At 38.4% G+C, this 15,359-nt stretch carries 7 protein-coding genes; all 7 read left to right on the forward strand.

All coding sequences use genetic code 11. From position 1 onward, the window contains the following. Window positions 1-293: 293 nt before the first annotated feature. The 7 genes from ACRD64_RS07380 (at window position 294) to ACRD64_RS07410 (ending at window position 15,312) form a co-directional block, all read left to right on the forward strand. Complete coding sequence (locus ACRD64_RS07380; RefSeq protein ID WP_430932639.1) at window positions 294-1,811, forward strand: alpha-L-fucosidase; 1,518 nt, start codon at window positions 294-296, stop codon at window positions 1,809-1,811. A gap of 1,140 nt (window positions 1,812-2,951) precedes the next feature. Further along, entirely contained in the window at window positions 2,952-6,104 is a 3,153-nt protein-coding gene (locus ACRD64_RS07385; protein WP_430932640.1) for a SusC/RagA family TonB-linked outer membrane protein, read from the forward strand. A gap of 12 nt (window positions 6,105-6,116) precedes the next feature. Beyond that, the gene (locus tag ACRD64_RS07390; RefSeq protein ID WP_430932641.1) at window positions 6,117-8,054 is read left to right on the forward strand and encodes a RagB/SusD family nutrient uptake outer membrane protein; all 1,938 of its coding nucleotides are present in this window, start codon (window positions 6,117-6,119) and stop codon (window positions 8,052-8,054) included. A gap of 19 nt (window positions 8,055-8,073) precedes the next feature. Next, entirely contained in the window at window positions 8,074-10,902 is a 2,829-nt protein-coding gene (locus ACRD64_RS07395; RefSeq protein ID WP_430932642.1) for a SusC/RagA family TonB-linked outer membrane protein, read from the forward strand. A gap of 29 nt (window positions 10,903-10,931) precedes the next feature. Next, window positions 10,932-12,740, forward strand: coding sequence for a RagB/SusD family nutrient uptake outer membrane protein (locus ACRD64_RS07400; protein WP_430932643.1), 1,809 nt, complete (start codon window positions 10,932-10,934; stop codon window positions 12,738-12,740). A gap of 85 nt (window positions 12,741-12,825) precedes the next feature. Further along, window positions 12,826-13,731, forward strand: coding sequence for a DUF1735 domain-containing protein (locus ACRD64_RS07405; protein ID WP_430932644.1), 906 nt, complete (start codon window positions 12,826-12,828; stop codon window positions 13,729-13,731). A 69-nt stretch (window positions 13,732-13,800) separates the two neighbouring features. Further along, the gene (locus ACRD64_RS07410) at window positions 13,801-15,312 is read left to right on the forward strand and encodes a PKD domain-containing protein (RefSeq protein WP_430932645.1); all 1,512 of its coding nucleotides are present in this window, start codon (window positions 13,801-13,803) and stop codon (window positions 15,310-15,312) included. The last annotated feature ends 47 nt before the right edge of the window (window positions 15,313-15,359 follow it).

Raw genomic sequence — 15,359 nt, forward strand, 5'->3', positions numbered from 1 at the left:
GTGGAGGGATGGGGCATTTATATCTTGCTAACAACCAACAACCAACAACCATTGAACATAGACCGTTGATTATTGACTGCTGCCTGCTGCCTGAGAGGGGTCATTCTAAATCCCCCTCTTGTTGCCAACAATATCTCCCCTGCCAGGTAAATACAACATTATCACCCCTTTTCACAAAGGTTTCTGTTTGCTAAAAAATGTAATGGATGTTTAATTTTGTTTTACACTTTTTACACGCTTTTAATTGAATGCAAACCATTCTTTACGAATTGTTAAACGATAACAGGAATCATATGAAGAAAAGTATATTTATTGTTGCGTTATTTGGGCTGTTGGTGGTAGCCTGTCAGACCAAAGACGTAAACAAAACGGTAAATAATACTCCGTTTGAAGCTAATTGGGAGTCGCTAAAGACGTACCAGACCCCTTCCTGGTTCCAGGATGCGAAACTGGGTATTTTTATTCATTGGGGCCCCTATAGTGTGCCTGCATTTGCTTCGGAGTGGTATCCCCGATGGATGTATATGGATTCGGTACAATGGAACCCGGATGGAGAAGTAACCCATGAAGCGCCTTCGTGGGTATATAAGCACCATGTCAAAACCTTTGGTAACCCGGGAGAATTTGGGTATAAGGATTTTATCCCTATGTTTAAGGCTGAAAAATTCAGTGCGACAGAATGGGTTGGTTTATTTAAAAAAGCTGGCGCCAAATATGTAGTGCCTGTAGCCGAACACCATGATGGATTCGCCATGTACAAATCAAATTTTACAAGGTGGAATGCGGTTGATATGGGTCCTAAGAGAGATATATTGGGCGAGCTTTCAAAGGCTAGCAAGGAACAGGGGTTGTATTTTGGAGCTTCTTCTCATTTTGCCTTCAACTGGAACTACTATAACCACAAGGAAGGCTTTGATACTGCCGATCCTCAGTATGCCGATTTATATTCGCGCAATCATGCGCATTATGCTCCTGCGGACAAAGAGTTTTTGGAGCTGTGGTGGAATCGTACCAAGGATATTATTGATAATTATCAACCCGACATTCTTTGGTTCGACTTTGTGCTGGATCATGAAGAGTTTGACCCTTATCACCCACAATTAGCACAATACTATTATAACAAAGGCATTGAATGGGGCAAAGATGTTGTTTTACAAACCAAAAACTTTGGTCGCAGAACTTTTCCGGAAGGGACTAATGTTTGGGACATTGAGCGTGGTAAATCTGCCGATATCCTTAAGTTCCCCTGGCAAACAGATACTTCTATTGGAAAAAACAGCTGGTGTTATGTAACTAATTGGGAATCGAAAGATGCCAATACTTTATTAGATGATCTGATTGACATTGTAAGTAAAAACGGTAATATGTTGTTGAATGTGGGCCCTAAGGCAGATGGAACAATTCCGGAAGATCAGGTTGCTATTTTGTTGGAGATGGGCGAATGGTTAGAGGTGAATGGAGAAGCAATTTATAATACCCGTCCTTGGAATGTTTTTGGTGAAGGACCAACGGAGGTAAAAACAGGTCACCATACCGAAGGTAAAAACCCGGATTTAACGTCTGCAGATTTCCGCTTTACACAAAAAGATGGAAAGGTATATGTTATTGCGATGGATGTAGCCGAAGATGGAAATTACCTGGTTAAATCTTTTGCCAAAGAAAATAAAGTGTTTAATGGAACCATTAAAAGCGTAAAACCGTTAAGTGCCGAAGGCTGTGACTGGAGTGTGGATGAGAATGGATTAAGTATTACTTTAAAAGGAGAAAGTAAATCAGATTATGCCTGTGCTTTTGAAGTAGAAGTGCAGTAGTAAGAGATATTATTTAGATTATATTAGGGAGGCCGATAAGTGGTCTCCCTTTTTTTTAAATATTGGGTAGCTTCTAACGATTTTTGGTTAATGTTTTTTTAACCCGGATTATGTATTGGAGGTTCGTCATGAGCATTGCAAGTACAATAAAACAAGGCAGTACTGAAACGAGGCATCACTTGTCCCGATTATTTTCGGGAGCATCGTTCTGGTAAGTTGAAAGTGATGCAACGAAGTGTCTTCTTTTAAAGTAATTTCAATGTGTAATAGAATTTCTAATGCATATTGCGGGTTTAAGTGCTGGAATGTTTGTTTTTTGAGAGGGATGTGATGGTTTGGTAATCAGTATATATAAGGCGCTATATAAATAAGTCTTTTAACCTTGATTCTTTGTCAGCCCTGCCGGTGCCCAAAGGTATGTCACAGAAAGGTAAAATCTTACGAACTATTATTCTAAAATATGCAATTTTATAAAAGGTCTATTTTTATCAATACCTTAACAATCCATAATATTGTATAGCTTAAAGTTAAATGGAAAATAAATGATTGTGAATGCCTTTGGGATTCGTAAACCGGCGTGTTAAAAAATAATAATTGCTTAGAGTGGAGAGTAGGGATTGTGTATTGCTTTTCACGCTGTACAATGACTAAACATTTGGCCTTTGTATGAAATAATGTATGTCATGAATTCTGTTTGTATTTATTGAGGTTGTTTTTTGTAAGTTTCATAAAACGAGGGGGTAAGAGTAGGTTGATTGTGTAGGTGTAAAAAAATCCCCCCCTTTGCTTCGGTCAAAATATCCACCTTCAACAAAAAACCCCCTTTATTGCACTTATTTTATATGATTGCGTTAACAGATGTTAATATAGATTTGTAATTATAAAAAAGTGTTTAAAATATCTTAATAAAAAGCGTGTTCATGTTTAATGGAAATCACAAAAAAATGAAAGGTTCTTTCAAACGAATGCTGGATCCCTGCAAAAGTTCGGGGACAAATAGCATACGAGCATTTGCTCTTAAATCAACAAGTGCAGTGCACTATTATCATTTAGAAGTAATGTAATCATTAGTTGGTTTTAATGTGCTTACACAGTAAAAGAGAATTCTGAAGTGAGTCATTGAAATAAAACAATTTTACTATGAAAAAAACTTTAAAAGTAAAAATGAAAGGTGTCACAAGAAGCTTACTAATGCTTCTGTTTCTGTTTACCTTGCCCAATGCTTTCGCACAGGATGTGACAGTTAAGGGTAAAGTAATGGATGATACCGGAGAAGTAATCCCTGGGGTGAACATCGTTGTAAAAGGAGATAATTCCAGAGGTACCATTACCGATTTTGACGGTAATTATTCCATAACCATAAGTTCGGATGCGGTTTTGGTATACCGATTTATCGGATATCAAACTCAGGAAATTGCGGTTGCCGGTAAGTCGGTAATCAATGTGACCTTGAAAGCGGAAACTGAAATGATCGACGACGTAGTGGTGGTGGGTTATGGTCAGCAGAAAAAGAAGTCGGTAGTAGGCTCTATTACACAAACAAAAGGAGATGAGCTTTTAAAAGCAGGTAGTGTTACTACTGTATCTGAGGCTTTAACAGGCCTACTTCCTGGTGTATCTACTATGCAGGCAGCCGGTCAGCCGGGCTCTACTGCGGCCACCATTCTAATCCGTGGTCAATCTACGTGGACTGATAATACACCTTTGTTCTTAGTGGATGGTGTGGAACGTGATTTTAACAACTTAGACCCTAACGAAATTGAGTCTATCTCGGTGTTAAAAGATGCTTCTGCTACAGCCGTTTACGGGGTGAAAGCTGCAAACGGTGTTATCCTGGTGACCACAAAAAGTGGTTCTATAGGTAAGCCGAAAATTCAGTTCTCTGCCAACGTGGGTATTAAAGATCCAACCATCGATACCGATTACGTATCTGATTTTGCAACTAACCTGGATTATCATAACCTGGCTAAGATGAATGATCATAATTATGATTTATGGCCGGAGTTTTATATTGATAGATGGAGAGACCCCGCCTATGCAGACAATCCTTACTACCAGTATACTTCGTTTATTAATGAACTTTTTGGGACAGGATACACACAACAGTATAACTTAAATATTACGGGAGGTAACGACTTTGTAAAGTACTTTACTTCTTTCGGTTATAACTATGATGGTGATATTTTTGATTTAGAAGAACAACCTGAATTCGACCCTCGTACCTATCAAAAACGTTTTAACTGGCGTACCAACTTAGATTTTACTCTTACAAAAACAACTAAGTTCAATGTAAAACTTTCCGGTGATATGACCAACTGGAACGGTAACTACAATACGCAAGGGACTAATTCTGGTGTTGCAGGCAGCGGTGGACAAATGATGCAACGTATTTATGCAGCCTCGTTATTATATGCACCCCCGGTTTTTGAAGATGGTAGGTTAGGGATGGATCAAAACAACTCCATAAACGTAAACTACCAGGGAATGATGGAGCGTGAAGGAGGTTTCTCTACTAAGAAAAACCGTTTATATTCCGATTTTATCTTACAGCAGGATATTGGTAAACACTTTACTGCAGCAGGTAAATTCTCATACAACTACAGTAGAACGTACGAGTCGAGCATTGAGAAATTATGGCAGAATGCACCAATTTATTACTGGATTCCTTCTTCGGATGGTTATTCTCCGGACGTGGATGAAAATGGTAATATCATTATCTTACAAGATACGGACAGATTAGACGACTGGGAAAACCCGGCAAGTTTATCTAACGAAACAATCGATGGATATAGCACTAACCTTCATTATGAATTTTCTTTAAACTATGACCAGTCGTTTGGTAACCATGCAGTAAGTGCTTTAGCGTTATTCCAACGCGTTAAGCAAAAAAGCGGTGCTAACTTCTCTCACTACGAAGAGAGTTGGGTAGGCCGCGCCACTTACGGATTTGCGGATAAGTATTTATTTGAAGCAAACGGCGCTTATAATGGTAACGAGAACTTTGCTCCGGGAAAACGTTTTGGCTTTTTTCCATCTATGGCTGTTGGCTGGGTGCTTTCCGAAGAAAACTTTATCAAGGACAATCTGCCATTTATCGACTTTATTAAGCTTAGATATTCGTATGGTGAGGTAGGATCTGATAAAGGTTTAGGTAATTTACGATTTGCTTACTTTAGTTCATATGATGACGATCAAATCAGAATGGAGTATGGTTATGTACCGAATATTACCGGTAGTAATAACTCTACTGGTTTATACATGTATTCTGAGGGTCAGCCTGCAGTACCTGATATTAGCTGGGAAACTGCCATTAAGCAAAACTTAGGTGTTGAATTCAACGTGTTACGTAACAGGTTAAAAACTACGGTTGATTTATTCCAGGAGAATCGTAAAGATATCTTGATGCAACGCCGCACTATTCCTAACTGGTATGGTAATACTTTTCCTTATGCAAATATGGGTGAAACGAAAAACCATGGTATCGATATTGAATTAGTATGGAACGATAAAATTGGAGATAACTTTTCATACTGGACAAAAGCTAACTTATCGTTAAGTGAAAACAGAATTGTTAATCGAGATGATCCATTGCCAAGTGCTGAATATGTAAAGCAAGCGGGTAAGCCAATAGGCTGGAACAGTGGACTACAGTCTTTAGGCATCATGCAAAACTGGGACGAAGTGTATGCGTACTCACCTACTTCGTTAAGGTCGGAATTCGTACCAGGAGATTTAACCATGAATGACTATAACGCAGATGGTGTTATTGATGGTAATGATGAAGTGGCTATTGGTAATCCTTCCTATGCGTCTAACTCGTATGCATTCTCATTCGGAGCACAATATAAAAACTTAAGTTTAACAGTTATGTTGAATGGTATGTTTGGCTTATCCAAAGCTATATCAAATAACTACTTATATGCTTATGATACCAATACTAGTACCGGCTTTATGTTGAAAAACAACGAGCAAAAAGATTCATGGACTCCATGGAATACGGATACTGACATACCCATTATGCATACTGTTGAAACAGATTACTATAAAACCACAAGTACTTATAGTCTAAGGAATAGTTCTTTCCTGCGTATTCGAAACGTGGAATTAAAGTATAAATTAGGCAAAGCATTATTAGATAGAACAGGATTTTTTGATAGTGTTGAGTTTTACGTGAATGGAAATAACCTGTACACATGGCAAACATTACCAAGTGCATTCGATCCTGAAGCACAAAAACTCGAGGTATATCCTATTACAAAGAGATATAATTTTGGTTGTAGATTCTCATTCTAAAATTAGATGAACATGAAAAAAAATAATAGATTATTAATTGTATTATTCGCTACTGTGCTTGGTCTGGTTTCCTGTGAGGATTACCTGGATAAGAGTCCTGAGTTAGGGATTACAGCAGATGAAGTATACTCAGAATATTACACTTATAAAGGAGCGGTAGATAGAGGAAACTGGTTGGTGATGAACTATGTTTGTTCTTCAACAAACTGGGGCGCTTTTGTAGGTGCGATGTCCGATGAACAACAGGCGGTTAAAAATTCCATGCCTGTGTACAAGTCCATTAATCAAGGTGTTTGGCAGGATTCTAGATGGAGAGATTTCGGGATGAGCTTTAGATCAGAAACCAATTATGGCGCAGATCCATACTATAACGAACCAGCGGGTAAGTCTTTAAAGGCTATACGTGCCATGGGGTTGGCAATTGAAAATATCGATAATCTGGTGGATTACCCAGCAGAGATTGGTTATTCACAAGATGAATTAAAAGGACAGTTATTAGGACAGGCGTATGCATTGAGAGCCTGGCACCAGTTCGAGGTAATTCGTCGTTATGGTCCTATTTTATTAGTAGATACTGCTGGAGGAGGAAGATCTTCCTTTTCAACAGAATATAGCTTCGACCAGATTCGACCATCTTTCCAGCGTTGTGCCGATTTAATTGCAGCCGACTGTGATGATGCTTACCAAAATTTACCAAACCGATGGACTACATCAACAGATATAGGTAGATTAACCAAGACGTCTGCTTTGGCTATTAAGGCGATGACATATTTGTATGCGGCCAGTCCTTTAATGAATACGCAAAATGGAGCTTATCCATACGGCCAGGATTCATATAATCAGGAGTATGCCCAAAAAGGCATTGATGCCATGCTGGCTGCTTTAAAGCAAGTAGCCAATGGTGGTACTCGCTATAAGCTTTATGATGAAGCGCATTATATGGAAAACTGGATGTCGCAAGGTTACGAAAATGGCGGTGCTATAACCAATGAAGCTTTGTTACAACCTGTGCCAACCAATTCTAACAATTGGAGTTTGCCGATGAACCGTGGAGGTTCAGGTACCGGATGGTTTTTGCCACAGCACGATGGTGGTTGGGCCGTATTTAACGTACCAACACAAAATGCAGTGGATAAGTTTGAAACGATCAACGGTTACCCGGTCTCTAACTTTTCATCTGATGACCCTTCTTTTGATCCTGGAAATCCGTATGATAACAGGGATCCTCGATTAAGAAAGTTTATTTTCTGTCCAGGTGATGATATGTATATTTCTGACCCTAGTGGAGCTGCCAGAACAAACGAAGCATGGTTCAATGATATTGACCCGGGCAATGACGATGGGGCTGGTTATCACTTTAAATATTACAGAGGTAAAAACCTTGTATATACAGGTTATTTTGCAGCCGGTAAATGGAGAAAGTTGGGTTATAACAAATTTGACAACCAATATTCTCAAAACTATTATCGTTCATTCCCCCTAATTCGTTTAGCTGATATGTATTTGGGTTTAGCTGAATTGGCCAATGAAGTTTATGGCCCAACGGCAACAATACCCGGAGCAGGCTTTACTGACGAAACGACAGGAATTGTGGTAAATACGGCTGAGGATGCGTTAAATGTAATCCGTACAAGAGTAGGTATGTCTGAAATTAGAGATGAATATCTTAATGAGTCAGACTTTAGAGACAGAGTACGCAATGAATGGGCAGTTGAGTTCTACGGTGAGTTCCGTCGTTGGAAAGATATGCGTCGTTGGAGAATCGCTAAAGATGTTTTCGCACAGGGAATCTACGGTGCGGAGGTGACTAATAATAACGATGGTACATTTAATTATGTGAATAAAAAACTAAATGTACCTCGGGTTTTTGAAGACAAACACTACTGGTATCCTTTGCATAGCGATTATGTGAATATGTTTGCTACGTTTAAACAAAATCCTGGTTGGTAATATTAAATACGAATAAATTATGAAACAATATATTGTGACACTATCATTGGCCTTGCTCTGTATGCTTTGTGTGGATACAGTTAAAGCACAGGAAGTAAATGATAGTATAAAACAAGAACTTATTGAGCTGCCATACGGGAAAGTTTCAAAAGACCGACTTGTAGGATCAATTGACGTAATTACGAAAGAGGATTTAATGCAATCGGGTTATCCAACATTATCCAATGCATTAGCCTGGAAAGTACCCGGTTATCTTCAAGGTCGGGTTAGAGGATATTCTCGTGGAGGTACTGATGATCAACCATTGGTAATTATAGATGGCCTTTCTAACCGCTTTTTAAGTTCGGTGATGGTTGATGAAGTAGAGTCTGTGCATATCCTTAAGGATGTTACTGCTAAAATGTTATACGGTAGTAAAGCTGCCAATGGTGTTATTGTGGTTAAAACCAAAAGAGGAAAAAATGCAAAGAGAAAGTTTACTGTAACGGGTGATTATGGTTTAAGAATGGCCAACGAGTACCCGGAGTACGTAGGTGCCGCTGATTATATGAAGTATAATAACCAGGCGCGTATGAACGATGGTTTAGATCCGCTGTACTTGCAGGAAGATATTGACATGGCAGGTTCTAGTTATAAATATCCGGATGTAGATTTTTATGATATGTTTCTGGAAGATCAAACCAACTTTCAAAAAGTAAATACGCAGTTAATTGGAGGTGATGATAAAACCAAGTATTTCTTTAATATGGGTTACTTTGGAGAAAGTGGCTTAGAAGCAGTTGGTGATAAAAGTAGAACAGATGCTTTTAATTTAAGAAGTAACCTGGATTATAAAGTGAATAATGTAATTACTGTTAATTTAGATATCGCAGGTCGCTTTTATAACGTGGAAGGAAACAGGTTAAGTGATAGCAACTTTTTTAGTGCTCTTTCAGGCACAAAACCAAACGATTATCCCATCTTTATTAGCGATCAACCGCATGCGGATTCTTTAGGAACATCTGCCGGACAAGGCGGTAGTAACCTTTACGGGGATATGGTTTATGCAGGTTATAAAAGAGATGCAACTTCTTTTGCGCAAACTAATATTGGAATGGACTTTGATTTCGATAAATATGTCAAAGGTTTACAAGCAAGAGTCTTTGCTACTTTCGATGTTAACAATTATATTTCAGAAGGTAAAAAGTTGGAATATCGCACACTTAAGCCTGATGTAACTGCACTAGGACAAGATACTTTAATTGTAAATGGTATTTCAAACCCTAAAGGTAACGAACAACGGTTAGCTGACTCATATTATCGAAATATGGGTGGAGGAGCTTACATCAATTACGACAGAACTTTTGGAAACCATGCTATTTTAGCTGATGCAAGTTATATGTTGGAAACGTTACATACAAAAACTAACGTTGCCGATATGTCTACAGTTCAGGATGATAAAACGATGAACTTTGGCTTAAGGGTGAATTATGCTTTTCAAAACAAGTATATTGCGGAGTACTCTGGTTCTTACATGGGTTCAAGAAAATTCCATAAAGATAACCGTTGGAAATTGTTCAACTCGTTTGGTGTTTCTTACATTGTTTCGGAAGAGGATTTTATGGATAATGTTGATTTTATCGACTACTTAAAAGTAAAAGCTTCGTACGGTAAAATGGGCTACGATAAGTCGTTTGATTATTTATTATACAACAATTATTACAAATATTGGGCAGGCAGTTATACTATTGGTGTTACAAACTCTGACCAATTAGTGGGCACAGAATATATTCAGGCAGGTAATACCGGTTTAACTTATGAAGAATCTGAAGAACTTAATATCGGATTAACCATGCGCATGTTAAACAATAGATTAGAGCTTGGCGCGGAGTATTTTGAGGAAGAGCGTACAGGAATGCCAACAGAAATGAAATATGCATTCCCTCAAACATCCGGAGAACCAACTATTTACGATAATTACAATGCGATCGAAAATAAAGGTTTTGAAGTAACAGCTCAGTTTACGGATAAAGTTGGAGACTTTACATATTCATTAGGAGGTTACCTAACTTCTTATGAGTCTAAATGGACTCAGTATGATGAGTTAAACCAGTTCTCTTTCCAAAACGAACAAGGGACTGAAACAGACGCCATTTGGGGTTATGTTGCGGACGGATTTTATACGACAGCTGATGATGTGGCTACTTATGGTGCAGACGGATCTACACCTCTAACTTCAAGTTTAGGTTCTTCATTAATACCTGGAGATATCAAGTTTAAAGATATGTCGGATACGCAAAGTGAATATACCTATAACGATAACGTAATTAACAGCTACGATAGAGTAATTATCGGTAATTCGCGACCACGTTATATTTATGGTATCAATATTAACCTAAAATACAAAGATGTAAGCCTTTATGCTTTAGGTCAGGGTGTTGGTGGATTTGATAGAACTTTAACATGGCCTACCTACTTTACTAACAAAGGAAATGTAAAGTACTCTGAGTATGTTTATGATGCTGCTGTTCCAACATTTGATGGAGAAGGAAATGCTGTAGGGTTAGTAGATAACAACTTTACCAAACCTCGTTTATCAACTGAAGGAAATGCGCATAGTTATAATACCAATACTTATTTGATGCAAAAAGGTTATTACTTTAAGTTAAGAACTGTTGAATTAGCTTATAAGTTACCCAAAACAGTTTCGTCTGCCATTTTTGCCGATCAATTAAATGTATTCGTTAGAGGTGATAACTTATTTACCATCTCAGATTTAGACGACAGAGATCCTGATAACGTAAATGCTGGTATTACCGGTAACCCTACGTTCAAAACAGTTTCTGGTGGTGTAAAACTTGTTTTTTAATGAAATCGTCTAATTAAAAAGAATTGAAAATGAAAAATATTAATAACTACATACTGCTTTTTACATTGCTAGTGGCATTTGTAGGTTGTGATGATTTCTTTGAAGAGGATTTCAATAACAACTTAACGGAAGAAACAGTATTTAACTATCAGTTAAATCCGGAGTATGTTGCTGGTTTGTACGTTCCTGCCTATGGTGCTATACCCAATAGCTATACTACATTGAATGGTAACTTCCTGGATTGTGCAACGGACAATGCAGTTACTAACAATTATGATGCTACGCCCTGGAAGATGCGCACCATTAGTGAGTATATAACATCAAGTAATTACCCTATTAGTATTTGGGGAAGAAACTACAGATATATTAAGGATATCTATAAGTTTTTGTCTGTGGGATTAAATGATGATATCGTTTACAGAACGTCAGGTGAAGAAAGAGCCGACCAAGTAAAAGAAAGAATGGGCGGTGAGGCTCACTTCCTGTTGGCTTTAAATTACTTCCAATTATTAAGAGACTTTGCCGGTCCTGTGAATGGTCAAATTATGGGTGTACCTATTGTTAACAAAGATATAACTGCTGCTGAGGCACGTAATATTTCAAGATCTTCGTATGAAGATTGTGTTGACTTTATTGTAGCTCACATTGATACGGCTTTAAACTCAGGTTTATTGCCGGAGTATTCTAACGGTTATGTGGGTAGTCACCCCGGTTTAGAACAAAGTATTTATGGTGATGTGGCTTTAGGTATTCCAACTACAACGGCTTGTAATGCCTTAAAAGCGCGGTTGTATTTATATGCTGCCAGTCCTGCATTTACGGTAGGTAAGTCGGATGCTGAAATAAAAGCCTTATATACTAAAGCTGCTGAAGCTGCCAAGTTAGTAATTGATGAAGTAGGCGGTCTTTCAAGCGAAGACTATAACCCAACTGATATTGATGATTATTATACCAAAGCAGATGGTAACCCTGAATTAATCTTACGCAGAGCAACGCAAACAACGAGTTGGGAGCAGGATAACTATCCTCCATCAATTCACCTATCAGTGCAAGGGCGTACAAACCCATCGCAAAACCTGGTAGATGCATTCCCTATGGCCAACGGTTATCCTATTGCTGACGGAATGTCGGGTTATGATTCAGACAACCCATACGCAGGTAGAGATCCTCGTTTTTATATGACTGTTATTTATAACAACGCAACCTTTAAAAATGAACGCATCGAAATGTGGCCCGGAGGTAACAATACCATTGAAGGTAATGATCAGATTGCGGATGACTCCCGTATATCCCGTACTAACTATTACCTAAGAAAGCATATTACTCAGATTCCGAACTTTGCGGCGCAATCAACTACTAAACCATGGCACTATACCGCTACGTTCAGAGCTGTTGAGGCATACCTTACTTTTGCCGAAGCGGCCAATGGCGCAGGAGGACCAGATGCTGCTATCGGCGGCCTTACTGCCAGAGAAGCTTTAAGAGCAGTGAGATACCGTGCCAATGTTCCGGCAAATGCTGACGCATCTGTTGCAAGTGATCCTTATTTGGCTGGATTATCTGATTTGTCAGGTGTTATAAAAAACGAAAGACGTATCGAACTTTGTTTCGAAGGACATCGTTATTATGATATCAGAAGATGGAATGATGATTTAAATGTTAAAGTTAAAAAAGCAACGATTACTACTAGTAATTTTGGCGTTACCTCAGAGTATGACTTTAACCGGGATGCTTATCCAACTCAGGTTGATTTTCCGGAATATATGAGATACGGGGCAATTCCAAGAAACGAAATTCTTACTTGTCCTAACTTGAAACAGAATGATGGTTGGAAATAATTGAAAAATAAATATATTAATGCTTGCCCTGTGTCAGCAGGGTAAGCATTAATAGAGACTTTTGAAAATTTAAAATATTATACGAATGAAAAAGTTAATCTTATTATCGTTATTTCTTGCAGCCATTATGACTGCTTGCTACGACGAATATAAAACAGATTATGTTTATACAGGTGCTTACTTTTCATACCAGCATCCTGCTCGTACCGTAATTATGGAAGATGATCAGGAAAACTTTGAGATTAAAGTAGGCGCTGTATACGGGGGTAGATATTCATACGGAGGAGTTACTGAAACAGTAAATTTCACTATCGATGAGTCTTTAATTACAGATAACACAGAGTATACCGACAAAGGTATTCAGGTAATGCCTTCGTCATGGTACACTTTATCCAGCGAATCTGAAATTAATCTGGTAAACGAAAACGTGGGTTATGTAACTGTAACCATCGATAGAGAGGCTTTGGTTTCAAACCCGGAGGCGTCTCAGAATACCTATGCTATTCCTTTTAAAATGACAGAAGCTACAACAGATTCTATCCTGGAAGGAAAAGATTATTCCATTGTAGTCGTCAAATTTAAAAACCAATGGGATGGCCGTTATTATATTAAAGGGTCGGATAAAACGCTGGATGCTACTGGTACGGAAATATCAGAAATGGTTTACAGTAATGATGCACTAGTTTTAAATAGTTATGTGTATTTAAATACCACCGCCAGAGATGTTGTAACCGTTGCCCGAATTGGTGCCCAGGAAGATGGAAACAAGTATACGTATCAAATGCAGGTTCGTGAATCTGACGGTACGGGTATAATCACTGCTGCCGATGGTTCTGATATAACCCTGGTAGCTGGAGGTTCTAACTACGACTATGCTAACAATCGATTTATTTGTAAATACAATTATACAATGGATGGCGTTGAGCACAGTGTAACGGATACTTTGATATATTCCAATACGGAAATTGTTCTAGAAGATTGGATGGATTAATTAAAATGTTAACATGCGGTAAATAGACTTTGTGGATTTTACCGCTTGTTAAATCTTAAATTTAATTGTATGAAAAAGATATTATATTTTTTATCCTTAATGCTTATTATCCTTAGTGTTACTTCATGTGATGAAGAGGACTACAAGGGTTTGGATATCTCAAAGGATGACCGAGAGGTAGATGTCAAAGAGCTCATGGGCAACCTAAGTGGGCATATTGTAATTAAAAATGCACAGGGTGATGATGTTACTGATGTTGATATGGGGCAGACCTTTTATTTAATTGACAATACCGAAGGAGGGGTTGATAACAGAACCTGGACTATTACGCAAGCCGGGGAGACTATGTCTTCCGACGAGCAGTTATTCAGAGTTAATTTGTCAAAGCCTGGTGAAGCATCTATCAGTTTAACTTCTACCAGATCTTCTGATGGTGAAGAAGTAACATCTACTGTTTCTTTGCCAATTAATAAGATCCCTGTTTCGGCTGATTATATAGCAAGCCCTGTTAATGAAGCTGGTGTTGTTAATCAGTTCATGGGTTATCCTGTCGTATTTACCACAACGGTTGAAGGTTCTCCAACGCTGTTTGATTGGCAATTTGTAGGGCCTGAAACATTAACTTCTGATCAGTTGAATCCAACGATGATTTTCACTAAAGCAGGTGTATATGATGTTACACTTACAGCTGGACGTGATGATGGAGCCGAAGGTATCACAGAAGATATTGTGGAAAAAGTTGGGTTTATAGTCGTTGAACAACTTAATGTTAAGCCTATCAGGGCAGTTGCAACGGATAATAAAATAGAGATACAGTATAACCACCCAATAGCCCAAACATTACCAAGTGAAGCTATCAATGAATTCTCATTAACAATTAATACTAATAGCGGAGCGGTTCTTACACCGGAATTAATTAGGCTAACTGTTACAGGAGAAAAAACCTTAGAAATTACATTCGCAGACCAAATGTATAGTGATGACGAAGTTCTGTTATCATTTACTTCGGCAGGGTCATTAAAGGATGCGACTGGACTGGTTGTACCGTTAGATTTAGCGAATGAACCATGTGTATACGGACATAATCTTCTGTTAAATACAGATATGGAGGATCAGTCAGTATGGATGTACAATACTAATAATGAAGGAACCGCAGAGTTTGTTAATGAATCTTCAGTAGCAAACCCGATTAAACCTTATCAAGGAAGTTGGTGTAGAGCCATTGTAAAAGGTCCCGGAAACTGCAGTTTTGCCGTTATTCAAGGATTAGAAGTAGCAGAAGGAGATGTCATTGAGATTGCTTATGAAGCGCAGAGAGCCGGTAATATTGGTGGAGCTTTAGAAAGAAGAGTAAGTACATGGTTAGGCGGTGGATCCAATGATGCCGGAGGTAACTGGAGTTCAGCTAACCAAGGTGGAGTTGGATCATGGGAAACTGTGAGGAAAACGATCAATGTAAGTGCGGATACAAAAGGTAAAACTGGAGTATTATATTTTAACTTCTTGCGTTATAATGGAGGTGAAACGCAAGCGCTTTGGATTGATAACTATCGCGTTTATGTTCCTAATCCACGTCCTTAATTAAATTTTCTGATTAATATGGTTTATCTAGGCTGCTCCCGTGGGAG

Origin of the sequence: Saccharicrinis sp. 156 (assembly GCF_050589685.1) — a bacterium.
GTDB lineage: Bacteria > Bacteroidota > Bacteroidia > Bacteroidales > Marinilabiliaceae > Saccharicrinis.

Excerpts from the sequence above, each read along its gene's own strand:
- ACRD64_RS07380 (WP_430932639.1), top strand. The coding sequence starts at position 294 with ATGAAGAAAAGTATATTTATTGTTGCGTTATTTGGGCTGTTGGTGGTA.
- ACRD64_RS07385 (WP_430932640.1), top strand. The coding sequence starts at position 2,952 with ATGAAAAAAACTTTAAAAGTAAAAATGAAAGGTGTCACAAGAAGCTTA.
- ACRD64_RS07390 (WP_430932641.1), top strand. The coding sequence starts at position 6,117 with ATGAAAAAAAATAATAGATTATTAATTGTATTATTCGCTACTGTGCTT.
- ACRD64_RS07395 (WP_430932642.1), top strand. The coding sequence starts at position 8,074 with ATGAAACAATATATTGTGACACTATCATTGGCCTTGCTCTGTATGCTT.
- ACRD64_RS07400 (WP_430932643.1), top strand. The coding sequence starts at position 10,932 with ATGAAAAATATTAATAACTACATACTGCTTTTTACATTGCTAGTGGCA.
- ACRD64_RS07405 (WP_430932644.1), top strand. The coding sequence starts at position 12,826 with ATGAAAAAGTTAATCTTATTATCGTTATTTCTTGCAGCCATTATGACT.
- ACRD64_RS07410 (WP_430932645.1), top strand. The coding sequence starts at position 13,801 with ATGAAAAAGATATTATATTTTTTATCCTTAATGCTTATTATCCTTAGT.